The organism is Rosistilla carotiformis (genome assembly GCF_007753095.1).
GTDB classification, from domain to species: Bacteria; Planctomycetota; Planctomycetia; order Pirellulales; family Pirellulaceae; genus Rosistilla; species Rosistilla carotiformis.
The window spans coordinates 5916882-5941869 of sequence record NZ_CP036348.1 but is presented as its reverse complement, the minus strand read 5'-3'; the positions used below and the strand labels follow the sequence as shown (position 1 = coordinate 5941869).

The window sequence follows — 24988 nt, the reverse complement described above, 5'->3', positions numbered from 1 at the left end:
TTCGACGCGGGGCTGCCGCGAATCGAGACTCCTCGCCTCGGCTCGCATCAATAAAACGCGGGGACGATCATATCCGAGGGGATCGGGTTGCGTTCGTAGTCGGGTTCGCGCTGTCGGCTCGGCAGTTCGACGGTCGACTGTTCGACTTCGGCATAATCGATCTGATCCAACAGATGGCGGATGCAGTTCAATCGGGCGCGCTTCTTGTCGTCCGCTTCGATGATCCACCATGGGGATTCGGGGCGGTGCGTCGCTTGCAACATCCGCTCTTTCGCCACGGTGTATTGTTCCCATCGACGTCGCGATTCGAGATCCATCGGGCTCAATTTCCACTGCTTCAACGGATCGTGGATCCGGCAATTGAAACGGAACTCTTGCTGTTCGTCGGTGATCGAGAACCAGTATTTGATCAGATGGATTCCCGAATCGACAAGCATCTTTTCGAAGACGGGAGCGGTTTGCAGGAAGTCTTCGTATTCTTTATCGGTGCAGAAGCCCATCACCCGTTCGACGCCCGCGCGGTTGTACCAGCTGCGGTCGAACAGCAGGATCTCGCCTCCGGCGGGCAGATGGGCGATGAAGCGTTGGAAGTACCACTGCGTCTTCTCGCGTTCGCTGGGGGCTGGCAGGGCGGCGACCTTGCAGACCCGTGGGTTCAGTCGCTGCGTGATCCGTTTGATCGCGCCCCCTTTCCCCGCCGCGTCGCGTCCTTCGAAGATCACGACGATCTTGGCGTTTGTTTTGACGACCCAATCTTGCAGCTTGACCAGTTCGCGTTGCAGCCGCAGCAGTTCGCGGAAGTAGGTCGTGCGGGCGAGCTTCTTCGCATCGCTCTCTCCCACGCCCCGTTCGCTCAGCTGTTCAAACCGAGAGTCATCTAGCTCCAATTCGATCTCTTCATCGATCGAATCGAGGAACTCTTCTTGCAGTCGATTCAGATGCTCGGCGTATTGGTCACTCAATGGTCGTCTCCTTCGCAGCGGCTGGGGATGTTTAGAGCCTCATCGTAAAATGTGGGCGAAGAAGATTTGTGAAGTTACTGGATTCAATCCGTGAAGATTGTGTTAGCGTTTCAGCTGGTCGCGTGCCGCCAGTACATTGGCCAACGCCGCTTCGATCGAATCGGCCGTTGCGGTCAGGTGTCCCATCTTTCGCCCCGGTACAGCGTCTTGCTTGCCGTACAAATGCAGTTGGACCGCTTCAACCGCCAAGGCGTTCTCGAACGCGGGAGCTCCGCCTTCCCAGACGTCTCCCAGAAGGTTCGCCATCGCGGCGGGACGCGTTTGCGGTTCGGTTCCCAGTGGCAATCCGCAGATCGCTCGCAACAACTGTTGGTACTGACAGCAGGGGAAAGCTTCGATCGTGAGGTGACCGGAGTTGTGAGGTCGCGGGGCGAGTTCGTTGATCAGCAGGCGGTCGTCCGATTGGACGAAAAGTTCGATGCACAACAGGCCGACGAGATCCAACGATTTGGCGGTCGTCAGGGCGATCTGTCGCGCGGCGTCGCGGAGCGTGTCGCTGCCGGCGGCGGGGCAGATCGAATAATCGAGGATGTGGTTGGCGTGGTGGTTTTCGATCAGCGGATACGTCCCCACGCTGCCGTTGCGGCTGCGATAGACGAGGATCGAGACTTCGCGCTGAAAGTCGATCATCTTTTCAGCGACCAGGCGGTCCGACCCGAGTTCGGCTAGCGCCGGTTCGATCGATTCGGGATCGCGAAGGATCCGCTGTCCCTTGCCGTCGTAACCGCTGCGGGCGGTTTTTAGGACGATCGGGTAGCCCAGTTCCTCGGCCGCGCGGCGGACATCGTCGGCATTGAAGACGGGGCGGAAGGGAGTCACCGGCAGTCCGGCATCGGCCAGCGTTTGCTTCTCGATGATCCGGTCTTGAGCCACGTGTAGGACGCGGGCATCGGGATGGACCGGCGTGATCGCTCCGGCCCAGCCGACGGTTTCTACCGGGATGTTTTCGAATTCCAGCGTGATCACATCGCACTGACGAGCAAAGTCTTCGACGGCCGATTGGTCGTCGTATTGGGCGACGATCTCGCGGTCGGCAACTTGTCCGGCGGGGGAATCGGCGTCGGGCGAATAGATCACCACGCGATAGCCCATCTGTTTAGCGACCATCGTAAACATGCGGCCCAATTGTCCGCTGCCAAAGACGCCGATGGTCGATCCTGGTGAGACGATCGCTGTTGGGTTCATCGCTGGAGATCCTCGAGATCTGCGTTTTCGATCTCCGCGTCGGCAAGGACGTCGGCGGTTTGTTGAGCGACAAAATCGGCGAGCCGTTGTTGCAACGCGGGATCGGTCAGCGACAGGATCCGGGCCGCCATCAAGGCTGCGTTTTTCGCTCCCGAAGTCCCGATCGAAAGCGTCCCGACGGGAACGCCGCCGGGCATCTGAACGATCGAAAGCAGCGAATCGAGTCCCTGCAACGCGCGGCTCTGAACCGGCACTCCCAGCACGGGCAGCAGCGTTTCGGAAGCGACCATGCCGGGCAGATGTGCCGCGCCGCCGGCACCGGCGATGATCACTTGGATCCCGCGATCGGCGGCCATTTGAGCGTATTCGAACATCCGTTGAGGAGTCCGATGCGCCGAAACGACTTTGCATTCGTGCGGGATCTGCAGCGCCGACAACATCGCGTCGGCGTGCCGCATCGTTTCCCAATCGGACTTGCTGCCCATGATCACGCCGACGGTTGGCGAAGGATCTGCCATCGTAGCTCTCTTCAAGTTTTTAAGTTCTGGGCGTAGCGGAAGTGTTCGACGAAAGTCTTGACGACTTCCGCTACGAGATGCTTTGCGGCTTTACCTAGAAGGTCAGGCCGGCCGACATCAGACGCTTCTTCGATTCAGCCATCAACGCATCTTCGGCCGCTTCGTCCGCCGCTTCGTAGGTGACGCTGAAACGGATGTAAGGTCCGGCGTCGTCCCAAGGAACGGTGACCATCGAGTGCTGCGTGATCAGATATTGGCTGGCCGCTTCGCCTGAATCGAAGCTGCCGCCGTCGGCCGACGCCACGGGGGCTTTGGTGTACAGGAAGTAGCTGCCGCCGGGCATCTGGCAATCGAAGCCGCATTCGTTCAGCATCGTGACCAACTTTTCCAAGCGACGACGATACTTGGCGTTCACTCGCTTTGTGATCGATTCGTCGTCGAGCGCTGTCACCGCTGCCTTTTGGATCGCGATGAATTGTCCGCTGTCGCAGTTGTCTTTGACGTCGGAGAAGGCGCGGACCAGAGTTGGATTGCCGCAGACCCAGCCCAAACGCCAGCCGATCATGTCGAAACCTTTGCTGAGCGAGTGGACTTCGACGCCGACATCCTTTGCGCCGGGAGTCTCCAGGAAACTTGTCGGCCGTCCGTCGAAGGTCAACATGATGTGCGCCGCGTCTTGCACGACGATGAACTTCTTCTCCTTGGCCAGCTTGACGACCTTCTCGAAGAACTCCGGCGGGCACAAGCGGCCGGTCGGGCTGTTCGGATAGTTCAGGACCAGGATCTTGACGCGTTCCCAGATCTCGTCGGTGATCGAATCGAGATCGGGCAGGAAGTTGTTTTCGGCCAACAGCGGAAGCTTATGGACGGTGCCGCCATAATAGGTCGTGTGAGTTCCCGCGACAGGATATCCCGGTGCGGTCATCAGCGTGATGTCGCCGGGGTTGATGAAGCAGGCGGGCAACATCGACAGGGCGGTCTTGCTGCCGATGCAGTGGTTGATTTCGGTCGCGGGATCGAGCGTGACATTGAAGTTCCGCTGCATGAACCGAGCGACCGCCTGCTGGAAATCGCCGATGCCGTTGTCGGCGTAGCCGCGATTTTCGGGCTGGTTGATCTCGACCGCCATCCGCTCGCGGACCTTCGCGTCGGCGACGCCATCGTTTTCACCGATGCCGAAATCGATCAACTTGCGATCGGGGAAATCGGCCAACGCTTTCCGCTTGGCACGCTTGATCTTTTCGAATTTGTAGATCGCCGTCCCTTTGCCATAGCCACTGCCACCAATCCGTTCGGCAAACAGCGACTGAAAGTAAGGATCCGCGGAGTTTGTTTCGGAGTTGGTCGTAGACATCAGCGTATGGAATGTTTGATTGGGAAGGGGACTTACCTGACGATTCCAAGCCTACAAGGGAGTCGACTTGAAGATATGCAGCGAATCTACCGGGCGAGGCTGTATTGGGCAATGGTGCGGGCCCCGTACGCTGCCCGGTCGATGGTTCCGACCGCGCGAATCAGCCCGTATAATCCAGCGTTTTCGTTGCGTCCCGCTCGGGGATCCGGAAGTACATCGCTTACCTAACCCTCGCTTGACGGTGCCTCGTGGTTGGGGCCGAGGTGGTCGCCGGTGCGGCGTCGCCGCGGGGCATCCCTCTCCGCTTGGACCGATTTGAAGGAGTTTGACCGCTGTGTTGCAATTAGGTTTTGTGAGTGCGATTCTGCCCGAGTTGTCTTTGGACGAGGTGTTGGCCGTTGCCGCGGAGATCGGTTACGACTGTGTCGAGGTGATGTGTTGGCCGCAGGGAAAGGCGGAGCGGCGGTATGCCGGGATCACGCATATCGATACCGCGGCGCTGGGGCCGGCGGAGGTCGACGCGATCGGGGCGCTCACGCAAAAGCATGGCGTGGCGATCTCGGGACTCGGTTATTATCCGAATCCGCTGGCTGGCGATCTGGACGAAGCGGCAGCGGCGGTCGAACATCTGTACGCGCTGATCAAAGCGTGTCAGCAATTGAGCATCCCGCAATTGAACACCTTCGTCGGCCGCGACTGGACCAAATCGGTCGACGCCAACTGGCCGCGGTTCTTGGAAACCTGGCGACCGATCATCGCGGCGGCGGAACAGCACGGAGTGCGGATCGGGATCGAAAACTGTCCGATGTTTTTCACCGACGACGAATGGCCCGGCGGCAAGAATCTGGCGACGACGCCGGCGATCTGGCGACGGATGTTCGATGCGATCCCAAGCGATCACTTCGGTTTGAACTTCGATCCCTCGCACCTGGTCTGGCAGCAGATCGATCACATCCAACCGGTGTGGGACTTTGCCGATCGGATCTTCCACGCCCACGCCAAGGATGTCCGCGTCGATCGGCATCGCTTGAACCAAGTTGGCATCATGGCCAATCCGCTGGAATACCACTGTCCCAAACTGCCGGGGCTTGGCGAGATCGATTGGGGACGTTTTCTGTCGGTCTTGGGGGACAGTGGGTATGCCGGCCCGGTCTGCGTGGAGGTCGAAGATCGGGCGTACGAAGGGACGTTGGAATCGCGGAAAGCGGCGCTGCGGCAGAGCCATGATTTCCTGCGGAACTTTATCGTGAAGGCGTAGCCATCGAGGGCGTTCCGCTTATGCCAGGCCGATACGTTCTTTGGGGTCTTTGAGGGCATCGGCCATGCGGTTGAGCGCTTCGGTTTCGATTTGACGGACGCGTTCGCGGGTCAGCCCCAGTTCGGCCCCGATTTCTTTGAGCGTGTGGGGTTCGCTGCCGTCGAGTCCAAATCGCATCTTGATCACGGTCGCTTCACGCGATTCCAGGCGGCTGAGCATTTGCAGCGCGTGGTGCATGATGTCGTCATCTTGCATCGCGTCGTCGGGGCTCTTCTGCTTCTCATCCATCACCATCTCGCCCAGCGACCATCCCGATTCGGATTGATCGCTCTGCGGAGTGCTGTTGTTGATACGGATCGCTTTTTTGATGATCGGCAGCTTCTTCTTCGGAAGCCCCAGCACGCGAGCGACCTCTTCATTGGTCGGGGTGCGGCCGAGTTCTTCGGTCAGCCGCGCCGTGGCCCGACGCCATTTGCTGAGCAATTCAACCATGTAGGCGGGGATCCGAATCGTCTTGGCGCTGTTGATCAGAGCGCGTTTGATCGACTGTTTAATCCAATAGCTGGCGTAGGTGCTGAACCGCGTGCCGACGTTGGGGTCAAACCCTTCGACAGCTCGTAACAGCCCCAGGTTTCCCTCTTCGATCAGGTCTTGCAGCCCCAGCCCTTTGCCGGTGTAACCGCGAGCGATGTTGACGACCAATCGCAGGTTGGCGCGGACCATGCGGTCGCGAGCCATCACATCGCCTTGAGCGATCCCGGCGGCCAGTTGCTGCTCTTCTTCGGCCGACAACAGGGCCGTCTCATTGATCTCGCGAAGATAGGTTTCCAGGGGCGATTGGACCGCGGGGTCTTTGGCTCGTACCGTCGTTCGTGAACGCGCCGCTTTGATATCTTCGAGACCTGGATCAACGGCCACTAGTTCTTCGACCATGGGATTGCCTTCAGCACAATAAGGAGGAAACAAAAGGCACTACCGTCGCGGATTGGGAGGTCGCGTGATGGTAGGCCGTAGTGTACGAGCATTTTTCAAATTCGCCTTACTGAAGGTTATCGGCCCGCGGTTCAGTCATTCTGCAAAGATGCCGGAATTAGGTTGTCCGTAACGCTTGGGCGGATTTGCGCGATCGCAACGAATGTGCGTTGGCGCAGGGATTTGCCTCGCAGGGGCATAACGTTCCGGAGGGGCGACACGGCCCCGGGGCAGCTTGTCGCCTAGCGGGCGGGTTCGGAGATCAACGTGTCGGAACGTTCGACGTTCAACGGACGGATCGGCAGGGCCGCCGATTTGGGAACCCATTTGGCGACGGAGAATTGCTCCAGCTGCAATTCACCTTCGCCGATCAATTCGAATGTCGCTTGCAACGGTTGATCGTTGGTTGCGGCCCGGTACATGCGGATGTTGTGCCAGCGGTTGTCGGGGCGGACAAAGAGGCCGAGTTCCGATCCGGCAAACGAATCATAAATCAACGCGCCCCGATGGGGACGGACCGGCCCGTGGGTGCGGATTCGGATTCGGGCATCGATCCGAACGCAGTCGCCTTGTTTGCAGGGGATCGCTTGGCTGCGACCGCGCAGCATGGTTCCGGCGTATCCGCCCGGCAGCGGTTGCCCGCTGAGACTGCGGACCGACAGGCTGAGGACCGTTTTGCCCGGTTCCTCGTGTTCGGTAATTTGCACATCGGATTGGGCCAGATCTTCACGACGTCGATCGTGTGTCCAACCCGATCGCTCCCACAGTTGTGGATTTTCGAAGGGATTTAAGACGGCCGACTCTTGTTTCCATTGCCCACGGTTCGATTGGGGCAGCATGCCGATGTAGAGGCTTGCGGAATTGGGAGCGTTCAGTGCCGGATGGCTGACCAGTCTGTCTTGATCAAACGCCAACGCATCGATCAATTGGCCTGTGGCTTGAATATCCCACGCGTCGGCGCGTCGCAGTAGTCGAAAGGCCGACGCGACGTCGCCCGATTGATGGACCCGGGCCGATTCGTCCAAAGCTTGGTTGGCCTGACGCAAGATCGCGTAGGCCGGATCCGCGGGCGTCGCCATTCCGTACTGTCGCATCGCGTCCCAATCGCGGGTTGTTCGCATGAGCGATTCGCGAACCAGTTGCCAGCGATCGAAACCAATTTGGCTAGACGTTTGATGCAATTGACGGTCAAAGCGGGCGGTTGCTGCGGAGTCATTGGAGACGATAAACAGTTCGACGAAATCGGGCGCGACGACGTCGACGGTCGACCCGCCCGGGGTGGCGTCGAGCTTCAAGCGTTCCAGTTGCATGCCGCTGAACCGAAAGATTTGTTGACCTCGGAGGGTCGGGGGGATGGCGATTCGCAACACCTTGCCGTTTCCCGCGTGGGGCATTGTGCCGACACTGCTGGTCGACGTCGCGATGATCAGTCCCAGGTTACCGTTGCGAAGGTAGCGGGCGCGGTAGGCGGCATCGTAACAGGCCAATTCTGCCGTGGCGGCGCCGGTCGAGATGATGGTTTGCGTTAGTGCGATGTAGCGATTGATCAACCGCAACACGTTGGCGCGTTGAAAATCTTCGGCCCGGCCACTGTCGAGCGCTCCGCTGGAACGGAACACGATCCCGCGCGGCGACGTTTCCAAAGCACGCATCGTTTGCAGCCAGGTCGCATGCCAGCCGTAATCGTCGATCGGGGTGGTGTCGGTGCATGCCGCGAGCCCTTCGATCTGATCGCGCAATGCCCGACTGGGGCCGCTGGCGATCGCCGTTAAGAAACGTGGCGAGTGACCCGTCAAGGCAATCGCTTCGGCCTGCCACGCCGTTTCTTCGGCGGGCGTTAGGCCGCGGACAGGTGGTGGCAGATCGATCGCCAAGCAATCACTGACCGAACGATATTGACGATGGGATTCGATGGGAAACGCGACCAGTTCGCGACGCATCACGCCGGGCAGTCGACGCAGACGACCGGCGATGTCGACGCTGCGGGGAAGATCTTTTTCGAGCAACGCATCCCCCAGGTTCCATGCGATCACGGGAGCCAAGAGGTTGGCGAGATCTTTGCGATCGACGGTGGCGTACGGCGCGATGATCTCTAAACCCGCTTGGTTGGCATCGCGAAGAATTGCCGCGTCGGGAACGCGCTGCAGCAGGATGCCCGTAAAACCGTTCGCCTTCAGCCATGGCAATGATTCGCCGTTGTACTCCAGGAACCGTTTGACAACGCCTCCAGGAAACGCAGGGCGTGTTGTGTCGGACGCTGAGCTTGCGATCGCGCCGCGGTTTTCCAAGCGGTTCAATTGCACCGGCAGCGCGCGATCGATGCGTAGGTCGTCGATGCGTAGGTTCTCGGTGCCAGGTCCCGCGTAGGTATTGATCGTGACGGCGTCGATGTAGGGTTGTCGCAGATCGACCTCACGCCCCAGCGCGTTCCGGACGACTGCTTGCTGCACGACCAATTGTTGATACGCATTGGTTAACGACAGTTGCTGCCATTGTCCCGGTTGGGTGTATTCCACGTTGCCGATCCGGGCGATCGCGGGTTGGCCGGTTCGTGGATCCAAGGCGAACGGGAATCGCACGCGCAGCGAAAGGCGTGCGCCGGGACGTTGCGCCCAATACCAGACCGAGGCCACCAGTTCGTTGATCACCTCGGTTGGGACGATCCTGTAGATGAATTCCGCTCGCGTTCCCGAACCGGTTTGGATGGAAAGCGATTCGCATGGCCCCGCGTCGCGGCCGCCAGCGGCGATCCGTTGATGGGTGATGATCTGCGCACCACAGTCTTCGCGGTCCAGTTGCCACACCGGAGCCCCGCCATCGAAGGAGTCTTGGATCTGGGCAGGGGAATATTTTGGGAAAAACAGCGGAGAAAGTACCGCAATCGCTAAGGTTGCCCAGACCAAATGTTGACCACCCGACTCCCTTTGCGGAAGATGGTTATCAGCGGAGGTGCTCGAAGCACTTTGCCTGCGGATGCCAATAAGGTGGTGCTGTCGCGTCATCTGTTGATTGAAAGCATCGCGATGGGGATGTGTAGGGTCAAATCGTTAAGTCGTTTAAGGACAACGGCTTGCGGCAATGTTGGAGGACCGGAGTGTTGCGTTTTTGCAACCTCATGAGATGCCGACCAATGGGGCTGATTCGCTATAAGTCGTTACCGGAAAGGGAGTTACGGTTCGAAACATGGTTCGGGTGGAAGTTTTGGCACTGAGACTGCTCTACCACAATTACCACCCACACGACAACCTTTTCTTTTTACCGGAGAGTTCGAGCCCATGGCATTCACCGCACCCCACACCAGCGAAGACACCCCGATCGAAATTCAAGAGCTGATCCAAGCGTTCGATACTCTCCCCCAAGAACATCGGGAAACCATTGCTCCGGCACTGCTTCGCGTCGTCGAATGCAGTTCGCGTCGTCGCCGAATCTTGAATCTGGTGCAAGAGGCGTTGGCCCAGTTGCGGTTGGACATGAAATATTTGGTCTTCGATTTGGAAGCGACGCGTCGTGAACGCGATTCGCTGCGGGATCAGATCGAAGGCTCCAGCAACGGCGATCACGAATAGACCAAGCGTTCCAGCTTCCTAGGCATTGCCGCAATCGCGTCGGCCGGGTTGCAGAAATTTGGTCCCTCCCCAATCGCAGGTACGCGACACGACAAGAAAATGATTGACTTCACCCCTGAACAACTCGCTTCCCGGATCGTCGACCTCGGCCTGGCACCGATGGCTGAAGTGGAGGCGGCGCGTTCGGAAGTCGGGACGGGCGAATCGACGATTCAGGACTTCATCAACATCTTGCATGGCAAGGGACTGTTGACGAACCTGCAACTGGATAAGCTTCGCCGCGGTGAGCGTTCAGGCTATTTCTACGGCAAATATAAAGTCATGTACCTGATCGGAGCGGGAACCTTTGCCCGTGTCTATCGCGCCGCCCATCGCGAGACCAATCAGGTTGTCGCTTTGAAGGTGCTGCGGAAGCGGTACCGCGACGAAGTGGCTCAGATGGAGCAGTTTCTTCGCGAGGGGAGGATGGGGTTGCGGCTGCGGCATCCGAACATCGTTTCGATCTACGAAGTCGATCCCAATGTGATGAACCCCTTCATGGTGATGGAGTTTGTCGAGGGAGAGACGCTTCGCGATCTGGTCCGGATCCGGGGCAAGCTGCAGCCCGAGATCGCGATGAAGTTGTTGGTCGATATTGCATCGGGGCTGTCTTATGCGGCATCGCTTGGGATTTCGCATCGCGACTTGAAATTGTCGAACGTTTTGGTCTCCTCCGAAGGCAGGGCGAAGCTTGTCGATTTCGGCTTGGCGGCGTTGGCCGATCGAGACAATCCCGAAAAGGTGGCCGATTGCCCCAACGCGCGGGCGATCGATTATGCCGCGTTGGAACGGGGGACCAATGTTCGCAAGGACGATCCGCGCAGCGACGTCTACTTTGCCGGTGCGATGCTGTACACGATGTTGTGCGGCGAGCCGCCGTTGCTGGAGACGCGGGAGCGGATGAAACGCCTCAACGTGAGCCGGTTCCAAGACATCAAGCCACTTGGGCAAGTCGATCCCACCATTCCGGTCCCTGCGATCCAAGTGGTTGCCAAAGCATTGGAATTTGATCCCGAGAAACGTTTGCAAAGCGCCGCTGCGTTGCAGATGGAAGGGAAGCAGGCGTTGGAACGGATGAAGCAGATCCGCCAGGGGATCCCCGTCACGCCGAGCGCTCCGGCGGGCGAGATGCCGACCAATGAAGGGGAAGGCCGGATTGTGATGTTGGTCGAATCGAAGGCCTCGTTGCAAGACGTGGTTCGCGATCGGCTGAAGAAGCGTGGTTATCGCGTTCTGGTGATTTCCGATCCCACCCGAGCGCTAGGCCGGTTTGTGCCGGGCGACGATCCCCCCGCCGATTGTGTGATCTTCTCGGCTTCGGAACTGGGATCGCTCGCGATGGAAGCGTTCAATCGTTTTGCTGAAGACGAACACACCGCCGACATTCCCGCGGTGCTATTGGCCGATCAATCGCAGCAGAATGTAATTCGGAATGCCAAACTGTCCTCCCACCGCGTTCTGATGTCGATGCCGTTGAAGGTACGGGAAATGCGGAGCATCCTGCAACGGTTGCTGGCCGGTCGACCCAAACGCGAAGAATTCATCTAACCTGGCGTCATCGTCAGGCCTTCGAGCCCGCGAACCTTCGCGCTACAAAGGTTTGTGCTGGACTGGCGTCGCGTCGGTTTAGTACCGGATCGTTAATTCGGTACGCATCAGATGTTCGGCAAAATGACGCTCCGACAATGCGTAGAGTCCACCGATGCCGAACTCAAACTTTCCACAGAAAAGAAAGCGCGTGCCGGGGCCGACATACAGGTAGGTCTCGTTGCTTGACGACTGGGTTCCGAGAACCGGATCGGTGTAAGCCCCATCTTGAAACGACCAACCGACAAAGTCGAGGTTGACGGTCATCAAATTGTCCGGGTCGCGTTGCCAAAAAATTCGGTTCCAGGCGACGCCCCAACGCAGGAGAGCGCCGGCGTATTCCGCGTCCCCTCCCAACGGTATCCATTCGGCGACCTGCGCTTGCAGAAAATCGCGATCGGTGAGGGCCAACCCCATCAACAACGCCGGTTCCAGCGACATGTGTCCAGCGCCGACACCATTTCGGGCTTTGCCTGTGGGAATCGTCGTCGTCGTTTGCATCGTGACCTGCAGCATCCGCGTATCGTGCAGCATGCTTTTGGTACCGATTTGGATGTCGCCAAATCCCGCGCCATGCCCGGCCTGTTCCATGTACAGCGATCGATAGGGGGTGACCGTGAACATCGAAAATTTCCCGTGCGCGGTCTCGGCATACAGACTCATCTCGTGGTAGTCGAGTTGGTTGATGGAGGCGGATCCGGGTTGCGGCGAGGGGCCTTTGCCGCCGATCTTGGCCATGAAATATTCGCTGCGATCGGGCAGGATCATGTCGATCCCATAATCCCAGCGGACGCGTGTACGGTTTTGCGTGCGAGCCGAATCGACCCAGAACGAGGCGGATTCGAGCAGGTGCCATTCAGGCATGTAACACGGATCGGCTTCGCATAGTGCTGCCGAAAAGGCGGAATACAATCGGCCGCTGAATGTGTCGTTGTTTGAATTGTTGGTTCCGCAGGAAACGCAGGAACCGTCGTCGCTGCAGGAACCGCAGAATCCCGAATCGCAGTATCCGATACCGGTCAGCGGTTGGTCGGTCAACACGATCGGTTCGCCGACGGTGGCCCCCGGATATTCGGGTTGTTGCAGCGGGGAGCTTGGTGAGGGGAGCAATTGCGGAGTCCCCGCCGTGGCGGCGGCGCTGCTAGGTTGCTGCAAGCTCCGCGGTTCTTGTCCGACTGCAACGATCCCCACCAACCACATCAGCGGCAGGATCGTGGATCGGCAGAGTGACGATGACGGCATCCGGTATCTTATGGCTTCGGTTAGCAATCCGCGAGCATTTCATGGACCTCGACGGTCAGCGAGTAATGTGCTCGAACGCTCGATCTGGCGGGGGGGTTGTAGGTTAGAACGGGACGGTAGCTCAAGGCCGATCGGCTTTTATTTTCAAGTTTGTGAGCGACCTTGACGCGTCGTCGTCGGAATCGTTAACAGTGCTTCCATCGGGTGCGACCGGCGGTTTTTGCCGCTAGCAATGCACCTCTTGCTTTGAAACTTGTTTCCGTTTTGGGGATTGGGATGCGACTGGCCCTTCGAACCGCCGCCACGCTGATGCTTGCCTTCGCATTGGGCTTGCCTGGCGCTTGGGTCTCCGCCCAGCAAACGTTGCCAGCTCCATCGGAACCGGAGCCGATCAGCCTCTCTGGCTTGGTGGTCCAGTCGTATCCGCCGAAGCCGACGATGATCGAGTCGATGGCGGCGGCGCGCCGGGGCGTTTGCGCTCATCTGCGAGCTTCACCTGTCTGCCAGTTGTTGGATGGATTGCTGCGGCCGTTGAGTGCGCTAACCGGTGGGATGATCCCGGGCGAAAAGATGCCGCTGCCCGGGGAACAGGAGCAGCCCGGTCCCGAGGGAACCGCCGCGCAGGTGAAAGCGGTTGAACTGCAGGCTCCGCAGCGGCAGGCTGCAATCGCTCAACTGCAAGGACTCGATGTCCGTTATTATCCGGAAGCCGAAGCGACGTTGATCTCCGCGCTCCGCGCCGACTCTTCGGTCTGCGTGCGCTTGGAAGCGGCCAAGACGATCGCGACGCTACCGGTCTGCACGCCGCCGCTGGTCAAAGCGCTGCAGGTCTGCATTGCGGGGACCGACGTCGACGGAAACCCAGGCGAGATGGTTGACGCGGTGCGCTCTCAGGCAGCCGTCGCGTTGAACCATTGCCAATGCTGTTCTCCCAATCTCGCGGCGCCCGCGAACCAACGGCCCGAATATCCGGAAAGCCGCGTCGTGCCGGCAGTCGCTTTCGGGGCGACGGCAACCGCGGTTCCGGCTGGAGCTCAATATTCGATGGCGACACCGACCGCATCCGGTGGCCCCGCCCAAGCCTTGTTCACGCAACCTGTGCCCAGCAAGCCGGAGCCGATCAAGCCGGTAGCGGTCCCCGAGGTGAAATCGCAGCCGGGCAACTTGATGGATGTCTTTCGCGCCGCCGCTCAATAGCTTTTCAGGCGTCAGACGTCAGGCGTGAGAAGGGCTGGGCGAGTCCTGGCCCGTTTCGCTGCAAAGCTTGCTTGTTGGCAACCGAGCGACCAAAATGGCGTTCTTCTGTGCGTTTCATTGCACGCCGTTGCATCCGCTCTTTTACGCCTTTTGCAGACCCCCCAACTCATGCAAATCAAATCCATCTTCTGCGCCACCGCTGCGCTATTAAGTTTCTCATTTTCCCATGCCTTAGCCAAAGAATACCATCACGACATCGTGATTTATGGCGGCACCAGCGCTGCGGTGACCACGGCAGTTCAGGCGACGCAAATGGGTCGGTCGGTCGTGATCGTCAGTCCCGATAAGCACCTGGGTGGCCTGACCGCGGGCGGCCTTGGTTGGACCGATTCGGGAAACAAGAACGCGATCGGTGGACTAAGCGGCGAATTCTATCATCGCGTTTGGAAGCACTATCAAAAACCGTCGGCTTGGAATTGGGAAGAGCAGGCGAAGTTTGGCAACAAAAATCAAAGTGGTCTCGGGGGCGATGGAGATGAGGCGAGGATGTGGGTCTTTGAACCCCATGTTGCCGAACAAATCTACGACAACTGGGTCGCGGAAGAGAAGATTCCTGTCTATCGCGATCAATGGCTCGATCGCGACGGCGGCGTGGTCAGCAAGGCGGGGCGGATCGAATCGATCCGAACGCTGAAAGGCGATGTCTTTCATGGCAAGATGTTCATCGACGTGACTTACGAAGGCGATTTGATGGCGACCGCCGGAGTCGACTACCACGTCGGCCGCGAAGCAAATGCCGTCTACGGCGAAACGTGGAACGGCAACCAAGTTGGCGTGTTGCATCACGCGCACTGGTTCAAAGAACCGATCGATCCCTACCTCAAGTCACGCGACATCGGCGGTGAATTGTTGCCCGGGATTAGCGACGAACCGCCAGGCACGCGTGGCGAAGGGGATCACCGGGTGCAGGCGTATTGTTTTCGAATGTGTTTGACAAACGTCCCCGAGAACCGAATCCCTTTTCCAAAACCCGAGGGCTACGACCGGGCACGTTATCAGTTGTTGGTCCGTGTCTTCGATGCGGGGTGGCGGGAGATGTTCCGCAAATTTGATCCGATGCCGAATTACAAAACCGACACCAACAACCACGGTCCCTTCAGTACCGACAACATCGGGATGAATTATGACTACCCCGACGCCGACTACGAGCGTCGTCAGGAGATCATCGAAGAGCATAAGGTTTATCAGCAGGGGTTGATGTATTTTATGGCGAACGATCCGAAGGTGCCGTTGGAGGTTCGTGAAGCGATGTCCAAGTGGGGCTTGCCCAAGGATGAGTTCTTGGACAATGGCGGCTGGCCGCATCAGCTGTACATTCGCGAAGCCCGACGGATGATCGGCGAATATGTGATGACCGAACACGATTGTTTGGATCGGAAGGAAACTCCCGATTCGGTCGGCATGGGCTCGTACACGCTCGATTCGCATAACGTTCGACGCTATGTGACGGCCGATGGCCAGGTGCAGAACGAGGGGGACATCGGCGTCCACACGCCCCGTCCCTATAAGGTTGCCTACGGTGCATTGGTCCCGAAAAAGGCACAGTGCGAAAATCTGCTGGTCCCGGTTTGCGTCTCTTCCAGCCACATCGCGTTTGGTTCGATTCGCATGGAGCCGGTCTTCATGATCTTGGGCCAATCCGCAGCGACCGCGGCGTGCATCGCGTTGGAGCGTGGCGAAGCCGTTCAGGATGTACCTTATGACGTCTTGCAGCAGCGACTGGTTGCCGACGGACAGGTGCTTCAGTTAGAAGATCCCCATCGGATTTCATCGCGGAAACTGCCTGGCGTCGTCGTCGATGATCACACCGCCCGGTTGATCGGCAGATGGGAGCACTCGGGAGCGAATACGAAGTACGTCGACAGCGGATACGTTCACAATCAAAACGAGCAACCGGGAGAGAAGGTCGTTCGTTTCCAGACCGAACTGAAGCCGGGACGTTATGAAGTCCGGGTTTCCTATCCACCAAACAACAACCGCGCGACAGCGGTTCCGGTGAAGGTCACGCACGCGCAAGGGGATTCGACGCATACGGTCAACCAGCGCAAGCCGCCCGAAATCGACGGGCTGTTTACAAAGATCGGCGTTTTCAATTTTGATCGCGATGCAACGGTCGAAGTCGGCACGCGCGACGCCGATGGGTATGTCGTCGTCGATGCGGTCCAGTTCCTACCGGTACCGAAGTAGCAATCGAAGTTGCAGGGCCTTGGCCACGTCGGTTGTTCGGCAACCGACGGCGTGCCCGTTGGCGGCGCGTTATTGCCGTTGCAGGATCGCGAGCGATCGATCGGCGTCCGCTTTGCCGGCTTGGGCGAACAGTCTTCGCAGGCAAGACAGGGCGGGTTCGGGGCCGTTGTGCAGTTCCCTGCGGATCGCGTCGGTCAATTCTTGCTGGGTCAAGCGGCCCGATTGCGGCGAGCCATTGCTGGCCAGCGCGCCTTGGCTGATCAACACCAACGCTTCGCCTGGCAGCAATCGCATCGATTGTACCATCGGCCGAACGTCGGGATCGTGTCCCAGCGGTTTGGTTGGCGAGGTGAGCATCCGGTATCCGTAGCGATTGACGATCAATCCATGGCAATTGCCTGCCGCGGAAAACTGTCCTTCGCCCGTTTCCGGATCGACGTTTGCGTAAAGCAGACTTGTCGATTGATCGCCGGTCGACGTCTGCCACAGCGTATCGTTAACGCGGCTGAGCACTTGATTCGTTTTATGACGGTATCCGGTATGTGATTGCCACGCCGACCGAGCGGTGGCGGCGGTCAAGGCCGATTCGATTCCGCTGGTCCCGACCGATGCGATCGCGATTGCCAGCTTGCCATCGGGCAATACATCCCAGGCGAACCAATCCCCCCCCACGGTGTCGGCGGCTTCGCACCACCCCGACACATCCCAATCTTGATCTAACGGAATTGCGGGAGGCAGCTGACGCGATTGCCAGGCAGAGGCGGAACGGAGTTCGTCGCGGATTTCCGTTTGTTCGATCGACTTGGTATGGATCACCTCGCGTTCGAGTTCAGCCGCGATCCGGCCCGCGGCGAGGGTGGCCGAAGCTTGTTGCGCCGACGTGATGTCGCGCGGCTGATCGTCCCACAACCAAAGCGTTCCCAGCGGCAGGTCGCCACCGCGAATCGCGACCACGATCGCAGCCCCGCGTTCTTCGGGACTCTCCCAGTGTGGCATCCGCGGAATGTCTTCAATTGTGACGACCGGCGAAACCAAAGCTTCCAGATCGCCCAACGATCCACGCAGGGGGCGTGGCGGCTGCATCAATCGCGACTTGGGGAGCCCGAAACACGAACGCAGCTTCAATTGACTGGTATCGGCATCCAACAGGTAGAGTCCCGCCGCGTCGCATCCGGTCGCGACCGTCGCCTCTTGCAGCACTGATTCCAGGCGGTCAGCGATGTGACCTGCGGTGGGCATGTTGCCAGCAAAAGCGTCTTCGACGGCGCGAGTCGCTTCGTCGTGTCTCAGCAAACCTTCGAATTCACGCAAACGGTCGGCGATTCGCGACGCGGCCAGTGCAAGCGTTTCCGCTGCACTTTTTGAAACCGCCGGCTGCGCGTCGGCAGAATCAACATCCATCATCGCCTCGGTGCAGGCGGGCAACAACATCGGCCGGTGCGCCGTGGTGCCAGTGGAAGGTTTGATTCGCCAACCCGTCGCATCAACATAAGCTTGCCAAAAAGCGGACATCTCGTCGCTTGCAGCAAACTTCCGTGGGGAGGTGTTGTCGTCTGCGTGAATTCGAAGGTAGTCAGGTATTTGCAAGGTCACGTCGTCGATCCAGGCTCAGGTGACGCCGCGCTGTCATCGTTGACGGCGGCTTGACATTGGGCACCAGCGAGTCCTTGCCGGAAGCTATCCCTCACGCGGCTCTGAAGCGATCGCACCGCAAACAGCAGTGCATTGGATCGATCCGGTCGCATGAAGACTTAACAGTTTTGATTCCCTTCATGGGTCACACTGCTAGCATCGGCAGACCGGAGAAGCTTTCGTGACCGCAGAAGTCGACGCAGTCGATAAAGTTCACGAACTCGATCGCGCCGCCGTCACAAGCGACACGACCGGACCACCGCCGATGCGGTCATCCCCACATCCGCTTCAACCTGTCCCGACGGGCGTCGCAAACGCCCCGAGAAAATGCCCTGCGAGCTCACCTCGACCGCGAGATCACTCGTCTTCGTTGATAAAGTCGATCAGCATTCGCAGTCGCCCCATCGCCCGACGATTGAACAGAAAGACCAGCCGCGGCAATTCGGCGATCTCTGCTTCGGAGTGCTCCTCCGGCAGTGCAGCCATCTGCTCGAAACCGCCTTTGACGACGATATCGGAGAACCGATCGTTGACCGCTGCCAACTTCGCCGCTCCCAACGGTCGCTGCAACCGCAGCACCAGCTTGCCGTTGACATACCGCATGCTGTGATAGACACGATAGAAGCGATCGAGTTCGGCGACCGCTTCGTCGACTGATTCGGTGATCTTGTACAACCGCAGATCCTCGGGCGAGATCATCCCGCCGTCGAGCAGTTGCGAATCGACAAACTTGCCAAACTCCTTCCAATACGTTCCACCGGGCGAATCCAACAGAACGACTGGAATCATCGGGTGCTTCCCCGTTTGCAGCAGGGTCATCACTTCGGCGGTTTCGTCGAGCGTACCAAAGCCGCCGGGCAGGCTGACCACCGCGTGGCACTCTTTCACAAACATCAACTTGCGAGTGAAAAAGTACTTCATCGTGACCAGCTTGCGATCGCCTTCGATCACCGGGTTGGCACCCTGTTCGAAGGGCAACATGATGTTCAGCCCCATCGAATGCTCGCGTCCCGCGCCGCGGTGCCCCGCCTCCATGATCCCGCTACCCGCACCGGTGACGACCATCCAGTCCTCGGCCGCCATCCGCCGACCAAACTCCTCGGCCGCCTTAAACGTTGGATGCGACGGCGCGGTCCGAGCCGACCCGAAGACGGTCACTTTGCGATGTCGCCGGTAGGGTCGGAAGACGCTAAACGCATATCGCAATTCGATCAACGTGCGGCTGAGGATCTTCAGATCGCCGCGCGCGGTCCGGTCGCGGACCAGCCGATCGATCGTCTTCCGCATCACTTCGATCAAGTCGGGGCTGCGCAACCGTGTCTCTTTGTTGCTTCCCGAATCGTCCGGTTTTTCGGTCATTCTCGTTCTCTTCCGGGGGCGTGTAGCAGGATATCAAGCCATGCGGGTTGCCAATACAATGCAACCAGTCATTCACATCCCCGTTATAGTCAAAGGTTTGAAGCATTGGATATCGCAGTTTTAGGTACGGGCAACGTCGGTGCAACCCTGGGCCGCCGTCTGGCCGGGCTCGGTCACAACATCGTCTTTGGCTCGCGACTGCCACAAAGTGAGCGCGTGCAACAGTTGATCGAAGAGAATCCGCACGCCCATGCAGCCGAAACGATCGCCGAAGCGGCGCGGCAATGCGATACGATCCTGTTCGCCGCCCCATGGACCGCCGCCCGCGAAACGCTGACCAACGCAGGCGATTTGACCGGCAAGACCTTGATCGATTGCACCAACCCGCTAAACGAAACCTTCGACGGGATCACGCTCGGCCACACCGAATCGGCAGCCGAAAAGATCGCGCACTGGGCTGCCGGAGCACACGTTGTCAAAGCCTTCAACACCGCCAGTTTGGCGACGATGGAAAACCCCGATTTCGATGGCCAACGCGCCACGATGTTCTACTGTGGCGACGACGTTACAGCAAAAGCGACCGCAGGAACGCTGATCGACGAGCTTGGTTTTGAGGCGATCGATGCGGGCGACCTGCAATCTGCACGCTACTTGGAACCGATGGCGATGCTCTACATCCAACTCGCCATCCATCAGAAGATGGGCAGCCAGTTCGCTCTGAAAATGCTCCGTCGCTAAACCGCGATGGCATCGGCCTCGCACCGCCCCAACTAGACCTCCCACGGGCCCTCACCAACACAGGACGAATCGATGACACACACGCCCGCATTGCGTTCATTGCTCGCAAGCCTGCTTGCGGTCTCGTCTCTGATTGCATCCCCGCTTGCCGCCGCCGAACTGCAAGTAACGGAGACCGATGCGGCGATCGAGATCGCCAGCGATGGCAAGTCGGTGTTGGTTTACAACAAGCAATCGCCGCCGGTCCCCGACGGAATCGATCCGATCTATCACCGCAGCGGATTCCTGCATCCTGTCGCTTCGCCAGCGGGAAGCGTCGTCACGGCAGCTTTCCCCGCAGATCATCCGCACCAACAGGGGATCTTCAGCGCGTGGGTGAGGACCAACTACGACGGACGCGAGATCGACTTCTGGAATCTTGCCGGAGGCGTCGGACGCGTGTCGCATGAACGCGTCGTCAAGACGTTTACCGTAAATGAATCGGCAGGGTTCGAGGTCGATCTGATTCACCATACGGTCGCCGAACCGAAGGTCGATATACTGCGTGAGCGATGGCGAATCACGGTCCAACCGACCGACGGATCGTACCGCTGCTTCGATCTCCAGACGACTCAGCAAGCACTGACCGACAAGCCGTTGACGGTTGAAAAGTATCATTACGGCGGCGTTGCGACGCGCGGCCCCGCTCGCTGGAGCCTGCCATCGGGAAAGAAAGCTGCCGCCAAAGCAAGCGACGCGAGCAACGAAAGACCAAGCGAACCGATCAGCGAGATCGTCGACGAGCACGGCCATGTCCGGATCACAGGAAACCATCACCCGACGCGATGGGTAACGCTTTCGGGAACCGAAGGGGACGACGTGGTCTGCATCACGATGCTTGGACACGCCGACAACTTTCGCGCCCCGCAGCCGGCGCGGCTCCATCCCAGCATGCCCTACTTCTGCTTTGCACCTTGCGTGACGGGAGAGTTCCAGATCACCAAAGACCAGCCCTACGAAGCGAGCTTTCGATTCCTGGTCACCGATGGAAAGCCCGATCCGGCGTGGATCGAACAGCAATGGCAAGCGTGGTGCGGCGACAAAGCCGAGTAGATCGCAGGATCGTCCGATTCGATCGGCGCCTATCGCGGCTGCTAGCCCAAGAACGGGAACGACGGATCGATCACGTGCATTTCTTTTAAATGCGACCAGAAGCTTGGTGGCGCTGCGCCGTCGACCGCCGCGACGGTTCGTGCGATGTTGTGTGGACTGGAACTGCTGATCGCGACAGCTTGGATCCCTGGAACGCTGCGAGCAAACTCCAGACAAGCCGCCGCCGGCGCGACGTCGAACCGCTGGCACGCGGTTTGAAAACGCTGCCGCCAATCGAGCAGTTCGCGATCCTCGGCCGATTCGCCGGTGACGACACGGTAATCGTAGAACTTGCCGCCGAGCGCGAAGCCGGCGTTAAAGACCGCGGCGTTTAAGATCCCGACTCCGGCTTCATCCAACTGTTCGATAAACGCCAGCAACTCCGGCGGATGTTTCATAATCGTCAGCGAATTGGCCAGCATCACCCAGTCGAGATCGACGCGATCGCAGACGTGGCGGATCGAAGTCCAGTCCTTGGCTCCCACGCCAACGCCCAGGACCTTCCCGTCGCTGCGCAGCTCACCTAGCGCACGATAGGCCTCTTCGATGTCGTGCCAACGCTGCTTGCGATCGGCGGGATCGACTGCCGCAGCGAGATACTCATCGGGATCGTGAACCGAAACCAGACCGGCTTGGTAATCGCCAAGCAGTTCGTTCCCTTGGTGATAGCAGCGGAGGATCCCCTCGTAACTGATCTCCTGACGCGCGTCGTGCGTCAGCCCAAACCAAGCACCCGGTTCAAACGTAGGCTCATCGCCAACCAACGGCTGGCGAGTCCAAGCAAGCTTGTTGCTGATCACCACGTCGGCGGGATCGATGTTCAACCGCGCCAGCTCGCGACCGATAATCTCCAACGACATCCCCGCGCCGTACTTGCCGGCGGAGTCGATAAAAACGGGGGCTTCGACGCGGCGAAACCACTCGGCAACCACCTGCTGCTTCGCCTCGTCGGGGACCTCGGCAAACAGGTTCCCCAAGCTGGTCGAACCGAATACGACCGGCGGAATTCGCAAGCCGGTTTTGCCAAACAGCTGTCGTTGCATCGAGCTTTACCGATTCAGAAATTACCGGTCGAAGAACTGCTTGATCGCGTGAACCGTCGCGGCGCGACCGGCGCGAGCGATCGAGGTCGTCAACGGAATCTCTTTCGGGCAGACCGCGACACAGTTCTGAGCGTTACCGCAAACCTGGATTCCACCTGGCTCGGTCAGCGCTTCCATCCGTTCATCAGCCATCATCTTGCCGACCGGATGATCGTTGAACAGCATTACTTGGCTGATCGCATTGGCACCGATAAATGCGTTGTCGTATTCGGCGTTGCAGCGAGCTTGGTAATCCTCTTCCGACTCGCCAGTGATCCGATCGACTTCGATCTTCTTGTACTGCGGGCAAGCGTCCAGACAGCAACCACAGCTCATGCATTGGCTCAACGGATAAGCCTGTTCCTGCTGTTCGCGACTCTGCCGTTCTCCCGGTCCCATGTCGTAATAACCATCGACGGGCACCCAGGCTTTGATCTTTTTCAGTCCACGGAACAGACGCGATCGATCGACCAACAGATCGCGAAGCACGGGGAACTTGGTCATCGGAGCCAGTTCGATATGTGACGGCTGGTCGGCCAACAACTTGTCGACCAACGCCGAACAACTCTGTCGCACGCGGCCGTTGATGACCATCGTGCACGATCCGCAAACCTCTTCCAAGCAGCCGCAATCCCAAGCGACGGGAGCAACGTCTTTGCCTTCGACGGTCTTCGCTTGCGCGGCGACCTTCTGCAGCACGCTGATCACGTTCATCTCGCGCTCGTACTGGATGCGATGGCGTTCCCAGTATGGCTTTTTACCGGGTCCTTCTTGGCGCAAGATCCGGACATCGATCGTATCGGGCATGGATTTTTCAGGTGCAATCATTGGTATGAAACCGGTAGGCGTGGATCGATTTGATTGTTGTTAGTTGGCTGCGTCTTGAGAGGCTGTCGCGGCGGCGGCTTTCTTCTTGGCAGCCCGTTCGTTCCAGACCTCGCTGATCACTTCAGCACCCTTGAGGCCATACAGCCGTGGACGCGGAGGAATCAGCGACGTATCGACATCTTCGTATGCGATCGACACATCGTTCCCTTCCCAAGTGGCAACGGAACTCTTCAAGAATTTCTTGTTGTTCTCTTCGAAGCGATCGCACCACGCTTCGGCTTCGCGGCGACGATCGGCATCGTTGTCGCTTGTCAATTCGGGCATCGAGAAGGCTGGCTTGAAGTGAGCACCGCGGCACTCATCCCGCTGCAACGCACCCTTCAACAACGCCTTGGCCAACGGGAACATGTCCTGAACCGCTTTGGCAAAGATCACGTTCTGATTGGTCCAGGTGCCGGTATCGGACAGCGAAACCTTCTGCACGCGTTGATGCAAATCGTCGACTGTCTTGATCGCTTCTTCGAGCTGTTCGTTCTTGCGGACCACGGTCGCCGCGCGAGTCAACACGTCGCCAAGTTCCTGATGGATCAAGTAAGGGTTCTCGCCGCCGGCACTCTGGTTCAACAGAGCATCGTGACGTTCCTGTTGCTTGCGAACCGCCGCTTCCACATCGCTGGTCGTTGCTTCGCTGCGACCTTGGATGAAGTTGGCGATGCCAGGACCGCTGAAGAGGCCCGTGAAGATGCAACTGAGCAGCGAGTTGGCACCCAAACGGTTCGCACCGTGGTAGTGGTAATCGCATTCGCCCATCGCGTACAAACCGTTGATGGTTGTCATCTGGTTGCGAGGGTTGCCCGCTTCCATGCCGCCGTCGGCCGAACGGACATAATCAGCCCACAGGCCGCCCATGCTGTAGTGAACCGCGGGGAAGATCTTCATCGGTTCGTCGCGTGGATCGACGCCTTGGAACTTCTCGTAGATCTCCAAGATGCCGCCCAGCTTGCGGTCCAGTTCGGATCGCTCGATATGGGTCAGATCCAAGTAGACGCACATCCGTCCCGCTTCGACGCTCAATCCGTCGTTGACGCAGACGTCGAAGATCTCGCGGGTCGCGATGTCGCGTGGGACCAAGTTGCCGTATTCGGGATAACGTTCTTCCAAGAAGTAGTAGCGTTCGTTCTCGGGGATCTGGCGAGGCGAGCGAGAATCTTGCGGCTTCTTCGGAACCCACACGCGTCCACCTTCGCCACGCGCCGATTCGCTCATCAGTCGCAACTTGTCGGCGCCAGGAATCGCGGTCGGGTGAACCTGAATGAACTCCGCGTTGCCATACTTGGCACCGGCTTGGAAACAGCGACTGGCCGCACTGCCGTTGCAGAAGACGCTCATCGTGCTGCGGCCGTACAACAAACCGCAACCACCACTGGCGACGACAACTGCCGACGCGGGGAAGCCGCGAATTTCCATCGACACCATGTCTTGAGCGACGACGCCGCGACATTCGCCATTGCTGTCTTGGATCGGTCCCAAGAAGTCCCAGAATTCAAACTTGCGAACCAGTCCTTCGCTCTCGCGGCGACGCACCTGTTCGTCCAACGCATACAGCAACTGCTGACCGGTGGTTGCGCCCGAGAAGGCGGTTCGCTTGTACAGCGTTCCGCCGAAGCGACGGCGGTCGATAAAACCTTCGCCGGTGCGATTGAACGGAACGCCCAAGCGATCCATCAACTCGATCACCTTTGGCGCCCACAACGTCATCTCTTTGACCGGCGGTTGGTGCTGCAGGAAGTCACCACCGTAGACGGTATCGTCGAAGTGCTTCCATTCGCTGTCGCCCAACTGACGCGTCTGGTCGTTACAGGCGTTGATGCCACCTTGGGCACACACGCTGTGTGAACGCTTGACCGGCGTCAGGCTGATCAGATCGACCGGAATGCCCAGCTCTGCCAGCTTCATCGTGGCAGACAGACCGGCCAGGCCACCGCCGATAACTACGACCCGTTGCTGGGACATTGATGACTCCAAATGATA

At 59.0% G+C, this 24988-nt stretch carries 19 protein-coding genes; 7 read left to right on the top strand and 12 right to left on the bottom strand.

The genetic code is table 11. From position 1 onward, the window contains the following. Positions 1 to 47: 47 nt before the first annotated feature. The 4 genes from ppk2 to Poly24_RS21505 form a co-directional block, all read right to left on the bottom strand. A complete protein-coding gene (gene ppk2 / locus Poly24_RS21520; RefSeq protein ID WP_145100491.1) occupies positions 48 to 962 on the bottom strand; it encodes a polyphosphate kinase 2 in 915 nt (304 codons plus the stop codon). A gap of 102 nt (positions 963 to 1064) precedes the next feature. After that, on the bottom strand, positions 1065 to 2207 hold the full coding sequence (locus Poly24_RS21515) for a 5-(carboxyamino)imidazole ribonucleotide synthase (protein ID WP_145100488.1): 1143 nt from the start codon (positions 2205 to 2207) through the stop codon (positions 1065 to 1067). Beyond that, complete coding sequence (gene purE / locus Poly24_RS21510) at positions 2204 to 2725, bottom strand: 5-(carboxyamino)imidazole ribonucleotide mutase (RefSeq protein WP_145100485.1); 522 nt, start codon at positions 2723 to 2725, stop codon at positions 2204 to 2206. The genes Poly24_RS21515 and purE overlap by 4 nt, the downstream gene beginning before the upstream one ends. Positions 2726 to 2819: 94 nt before the next feature. Continuing rightward, a complete protein-coding gene (locus Poly24_RS21505) occupies positions 2820 to 4079 on the bottom strand; it encodes an LL-diaminopimelate aminotransferase (protein ID WP_145100483.1) in 1260 nt (419 codons plus the stop codon). A 334-nt stretch (positions 4080 to 4413) separates the two neighbouring features. Between Poly24_RS21505 and Poly24_RS21500 the strand changes: the two genes are divergently transcribed. Beyond that, a complete protein-coding gene (locus tag Poly24_RS21500) occupies positions 4414 to 5337 on the top strand; it encodes a sugar phosphate isomerase/epimerase family protein (protein WP_231753278.1) in 924 nt (307 codons plus the stop codon). 18 nt (positions 5338 to 5355) lie between these two features. On the opposite strand, the gene Poly24_RS21495 is transcribed toward Poly24_RS21500, so the two are convergent. Further along, entirely contained in the window at positions 5356 to 6270 is a 915-nt protein-coding gene (locus Poly24_RS21495; protein WP_145100480.1) for a sigma-70 family RNA polymerase sigma factor, read from the bottom strand. A 281-nt stretch (positions 6271 to 6551) separates the two neighbouring features. Next, on the bottom strand, positions 6552 to 9113 hold the full coding sequence (locus tag Poly24_RS21490) for a hypothetical protein (protein WP_145100477.1): 2562 nt from the start codon (positions 9111 to 9113) through the stop codon (positions 6552 to 6554). 471 nt (positions 9114 to 9584) lie between these two features. On the opposite strand from Poly24_RS21490, the gene Poly24_RS21485 reads away from it, so the two are divergent. Both Poly24_RS21485 and Poly24_RS21480 read left to right on the top strand, forming a co-directional pair. Further along, complete coding sequence (locus tag Poly24_RS21485) at positions 9585 to 9875, top strand: transcriptional regulator (RefSeq protein WP_145100474.1); 291 nt, start codon at positions 9585 to 9587, stop codon at positions 9873 to 9875. Between the two features lie 99 nt (positions 9876 to 9974). Further along, on the top strand, positions 9975 to 11462 hold the full coding sequence (locus Poly24_RS21480; protein ID WP_145100470.1) for a serine/threonine-protein kinase: 1488 nt from the start codon (positions 9975 to 9977) through the stop codon (positions 11460 to 11462). A gap of 78 nt (positions 11463 to 11540) precedes the next feature. Here Poly24_RS21480 and Poly24_RS21475 read toward each other — a convergent pair whose 3' ends face one another. Then, positions 11541 to 12743: a hypothetical protein gene (locus Poly24_RS21475; RefSeq protein WP_145100467.1), complete on the bottom strand. Its 1203-nt coding sequence runs from the start codon at positions 12741 to 12743 to the stop codon at positions 11541 to 11543. Between the two features lie 276 nt (positions 12744 to 13019). Here Poly24_RS21475 and Poly24_RS21470 point away from each other — a divergent pair, with 276 nt between their 5' ends. Together Poly24_RS21470 and Poly24_RS21465 are read left to right on the top strand one after the other, a co-directional pair. Next, positions 13020 to 13940 carry a hypothetical protein gene (locus Poly24_RS21470; RefSeq protein WP_145100464.1) on the top strand — a complete coding sequence of 307 codons (921 nt, stop codon included), beginning with the start codon at positions 13020 to 13022 and terminating at the stop codon, positions 13938 to 13940. Positions 13941 to 14108: 168 nt separating this feature from the next. Further along, the gene (locus tag Poly24_RS21465; RefSeq protein WP_145100461.1) at positions 14109 to 16187 is read left to right on the top strand and encodes an FAD-dependent oxidoreductase; all 2079 of its coding nucleotides are present in this window, start codon (positions 14109 to 14111) and stop codon (positions 16185 to 16187) included. A gap of 69 nt (positions 16188 to 16256) precedes the next feature. On the opposite strand, the gene Poly24_RS21460 is transcribed toward Poly24_RS21465, so the two are convergent. Next, entirely contained in the window at positions 16257 to 17699 is a 1443-nt protein-coding gene (locus Poly24_RS21460; protein ID WP_145100458.1) for a PP2C family protein-serine/threonine phosphatase, read from the bottom strand. A 477-nt stretch (positions 17700 to 18176) separates the two neighbouring features. Then, positions 18177 to 19178 carry an LOG family protein gene (locus Poly24_RS21455; protein ID WP_145100454.1) on the bottom strand — a complete coding sequence of 334 codons (1002 nt, stop codon included), beginning with the start codon at positions 19176 to 19178 and terminating at the stop codon, positions 18177 to 18179. On the opposite strand from Poly24_RS21455, the gene Poly24_RS21450 reads away from it, so the two are divergent. Then, positions 19089 to 19916 carry an NADPH-dependent F420 reductase gene (locus Poly24_RS21450; protein ID WP_261343127.1) on the top strand — a complete coding sequence of 276 codons (828 nt, stop codon included), beginning with the start codon at positions 19089 to 19091 and terminating at the stop codon, positions 19914 to 19916. The two genes, Poly24_RS21455 and Poly24_RS21450, sit on opposite strands and share 90 nt — an antisense overlap. Positions 19917 to 19988: 72 nt before the next feature. Beyond that, positions 19989 to 21008 carry a DUF6807 domain-containing protein gene (locus Poly24_RS21445; protein ID WP_145100450.1) on the top strand — a complete coding sequence of 340 codons (1020 nt, stop codon included), beginning with the start codon at positions 19989 to 19991 and terminating at the stop codon, positions 21006 to 21008. Positions 21009 to 21049: 41 nt separating this feature from the next. Here the strand turns inward: Poly24_RS21445 and Poly24_RS21440 are convergent, their stop codons facing one another. Genes Poly24_RS21440 through sdhA form a run of 3 tightly spaced genes read right to left on the bottom strand, consistent with a single transcriptional unit; the run spans position 21050 to position 24970 of the window. Beyond that, positions 21050 to 22090: an aldo/keto reductase gene (locus tag Poly24_RS21440; protein ID WP_145100447.1), complete on the bottom strand. Its 1041-nt coding sequence runs from the start codon at positions 22088 to 22090 to the stop codon at positions 21050 to 21052. Between the two features lie 21 nt (positions 22091 to 22111). Next, positions 22112 to 22957, bottom strand: coding sequence for a succinate dehydrogenase iron-sulfur subunit (gene sdhB, locus Poly24_RS21435; protein WP_145100442.1), 846 nt, complete (start codon positions 22955 to 22957; stop codon positions 22112 to 22114). Between the two features lie 39 nt (positions 22958 to 22996). After that, the gene (sdhA, locus tag Poly24_RS21430; RefSeq protein ID WP_145100439.1) at positions 22997 to 24970 is read right to left on the bottom strand and encodes a succinate dehydrogenase flavoprotein subunit; all 1974 of its coding nucleotides are present in this window, start codon (positions 24968 to 24970) and stop codon (positions 22997 to 22999) included. Positions 24971 to 24988 lie beyond the last annotated feature (18 nt).